This window comes from Streptomyces sp. 8L, assembly GCF_020176795.1.
In the GTDB taxonomy this organism is placed as follows: Bacteria; Actinomycetota; Actinomycetes; order Streptomycetales; family Streptomycetaceae; genus Streptomyces.
The window spans coordinates 7,512-10,273 of record NZ_JAIUKE010000441.1; the positions used below are offsets into that span (position 1 = coordinate 7,512).

2 protein-coding genes and 1 pseudogene are annotated in these 2,762 nt (G+C 77.3%); 1 reads left to right on the forward strand and 2 read right to left on the reverse strand.

Annotated features, from left to right (window positions below):
* Positions 1-109: 109 nt before the first annotated feature.
* A pseudogene (locus LCE31_RS30320) lies at positions 110-910 on the forward strand (N-acetylglucosamine kinase); the annotation flags it as partial.
* Positions 911-1,036: 126 nt separating this feature from the next.
* Here the strand turns inward: LCE31_RS30320 and LCE31_RS30325 are convergent.
* Complete coding sequence (locus LCE31_RS30325) at positions 1,037-1,441, reverse strand: globin (protein WP_225019986.1); 405 nt, start codon at positions 1,439-1,441, stop codon at positions 1,037-1,039.
* Complete coding sequence (locus LCE31_RS30330) at positions 1,438-2,634, reverse strand: glycosyltransferase family 4 protein (RefSeq protein WP_225019988.1); 1,197 nt, start codon at positions 2,632-2,634, stop codon at positions 1,438-1,440. Before LCE31_RS30330 ends, LCE31_RS30325 begins: the two co-directional genes overlap by 4 nt.
* Between the last annotated feature and the right edge of the window lie 128 nt (positions 2,635-2,762).

Genomic DNA, 2,762 nt, shown 5'->3' on the forward strand with positions numbered 1-2,762 from the left:
CCGGGCGGGCCCGCCCCCCCCGCCCGCCCCCCCCCCCCCCCCCCCCCCCCCCGCCGCCCCCCGCCCCCCCCCCCCCCCCCCCCCCCGGGGGGCCGGGGGGGGGCCCGCGGCGGGCGTGGCACGGCACGTGTCCGCGTGCCTCGCCAACGCCGATCTCCCCGTCGAGGAGGAGCAGTTGGCGGCGGCGATACACGAGCGGGGCTGGGGCGGGAGCACCGACGTGCGCAACGACACCTTCGCGGTGCTGCGGGCGGGCCTGCCGAGCGGCGACGCGCCGCGCGGTGTGGCGGTCGTGTGCGGCGCGGGCATCAACTGCGTGGGCATGCTGCCCGACGGCCGTACAGCGCGGTTCCCCGCGATCGGCCAGATCTCCGGCGACTGGGGCGGCGGCAGCCACCTCGCGACCGAGGCGCTGTGGCACGCGGCCCGCGCCGAGGACGGCAGGGGCGGGCCGACCGAGCTGATGCGCGCGCTGCCCGCGCACTTCGGCCTGTCCACGATGTACGAGCTGATCGAGGCGCTGCACCTGGGCCGCGTCGAGCCCCGGCGCCGGCACGAGCTGACGCCGGTCCTCTTCCGGGTCGCGGCGGCGGGCGACGCGGTCGCCGGGTCGCTGGTGGACCGGCTGGCGGAAGAGGTCGTGGTGATGGCCTCCGTCGCGCTCGGCAAGCTCGGCCTGCTGGACGAGCCGGCGCCGGTGCTGCTCGGTGGCGGGGTGCTCGCGGCCCGCCATCCGCGACTGGACGCCCGGATCGCCGAACTGCTCGCCGCCAGGGCCCCCAAGGCGGTCGTGGACGTCGTGACGGCCCCGCCCGTGCTGGGTGCGGGGCTGCTCGGCCTCGACCGCCTGGGCGCGCCCGCCGCGGCACACGCGCGCCTGGCCGCGCACTACGCGGGCCCCACGGGCTGAGGGCGCCCGCCGCGCGCCACGCCCGCACCGACGTGGGGGCCCGGCCGCAGCCTTCGAGGCGCGGCCCGGGCCCGACCCGCGGCACGTACCGGGGGGCCACCCTCGCGGGCCGCCCCGGCCCCCGCGTCAGCCCGGGGTGTTGACCATCGACTGGGCGGCGAAGGTGAAGTAGTCCCAGAGCTGGCGCTCGTGCTCCGCGGAGAGGCCGAGTTCGTCCACCGCCACCCGCATCCGCGCGAGCCACGCGTCGCGGGCCGCGCTGTCCACCGCGAACGGGGCGTGCCGCATCCGCAGCCTGGGATGGCCGCGCCGCTCGCTGTAGGTGCGCGGGCCGCCCCAGTACTGGATCAGGAACAGCCGGAACCGCTCCTCGGCAGGGCCGAGGTCCTCCTCCGGATACAGGGGCCGCAGCAGCGGGTCCTCGGCGACGCCCTCGTAGAAGCGGTGCACCAGGCGGCGGAACGTCTCCTCGCCGCCGACCTGCTCGTAGAACGTCTGCTCGCTCAGCGTGCCGCGCGGGATCTCTGTCACTCCTCCATGGTCGCAGACGCCCCGGACCAGACCTCTGGTCCTAGGACTTCCGCCCGCCCGCCGCCGAGCCGGGCGAAGAGTTCCTCGTAGGCGTCGATGCAGGCTCCGAGGCCGAAGCGGCGGCGGGCCCGCTCGGCGCCCGCCCTGCGCTCGGCGGGCGGCAGGGCGCCCAGGGCGGTGAGCGCGGCGGCGATGGCCTCGGGGTCCCGGGGCGGCACGAGGGTGCCGAAGCCGGTGGCGGCGATGGGCACGCGCCCGCCGGGGCTGTCCGTGGTGACGGCGGGAACGCCCGCCATCATCCCCTCCACCTGGACGATGCCGAAGGACTCCGTCACGGAGGGCAGGGAGAGGACGTCGATCGAGGCGTAGAAGTCCTTCAGCTCGTCGCCCGACAGGAGTCCGAGGAAGACGATCCGCGGGTCCTCGCCCGCGGCCCGGCGCACCCGCTCGATGCTGCTGCCGCCCGCCACGTTGAGGTGGTCGCCCGCGAGCAGCAGCCTGGCCTCCGGGTCGGGTATCGCCCTGAACGCGGTGATCAGGTACTCGATCCCTTTCTCGGCGTGGATGCGTCCGGCGTAGCCGACGTGCAGCCCCCGGGTGCGGCGGTAGCGGGGCCTGCCGCCCGAGCGGTCGTGGCAGGGGGCGGGGATGGCCGTCGTGGCGCTGCCCCTGAAGGCGTCCCGCAGCCGGGACTGGCGGGCCGCGGCCTCGCTGTTGACCACCACGCCCGCGGAGCGCCGTATCGCAGCGCGGGCCGAGGAGGCGACGGCGCGGGCGGCGAGCGCCTCGACGGGGCCGCCGTCGGTGGGGATGTCCGCGTGGTACGTCGTGACGAGCGGCGCCGCGCCCCGCAGCAGGCGCGCGACGAGGCCCGCTTCGAGCATGGGTACGTGGAGGTTGACGACGCGGGAGCGGCGGGCGACCCGGGCGGCCGTGAACGGGAAGCCGGGGCTCACCGGTCCCCGGCTGACCCGGGCCAGCACGGGGGCGCGCAGCACGTCGACCCCGTTGCGCCGCTCGAAGGCCGGGAGCGAGCGCTCGTGGCGGGCCGCCACCACGGCCACCCGGTGCCCGCGCGCCGCGAGGGACTCGGCTATCGCCTCGGCGGTCGTCGTCAGCCCGCTGACGTACGGCTTGTAGTAGTTGAGAACCACGGCGATGTCGTAACCGCCGGGCGGGAGGGGGATGTCCATCGTGGTCGCTCCGAAGGGATGGGGCCTGGGCCTCGCGTCGGGTCCTGTCGGACGCGGTCCGGGGCGGCACCGCACCGTCGCGGTGGCCGGCGGGACCGGTGGCCGGCGGGACCGGTGGCCGGCGGGAC

What these genes read in the sequence shown, in the direction of transcription:
- LCE31_RS30330 (WP_225019988.1), bottom strand. Translation starts at nt 2,634, where the DNA reads ATGGACATCCCCCTCCCGCCCGGCGGTTACGACATCGCCGTGGTTCTC.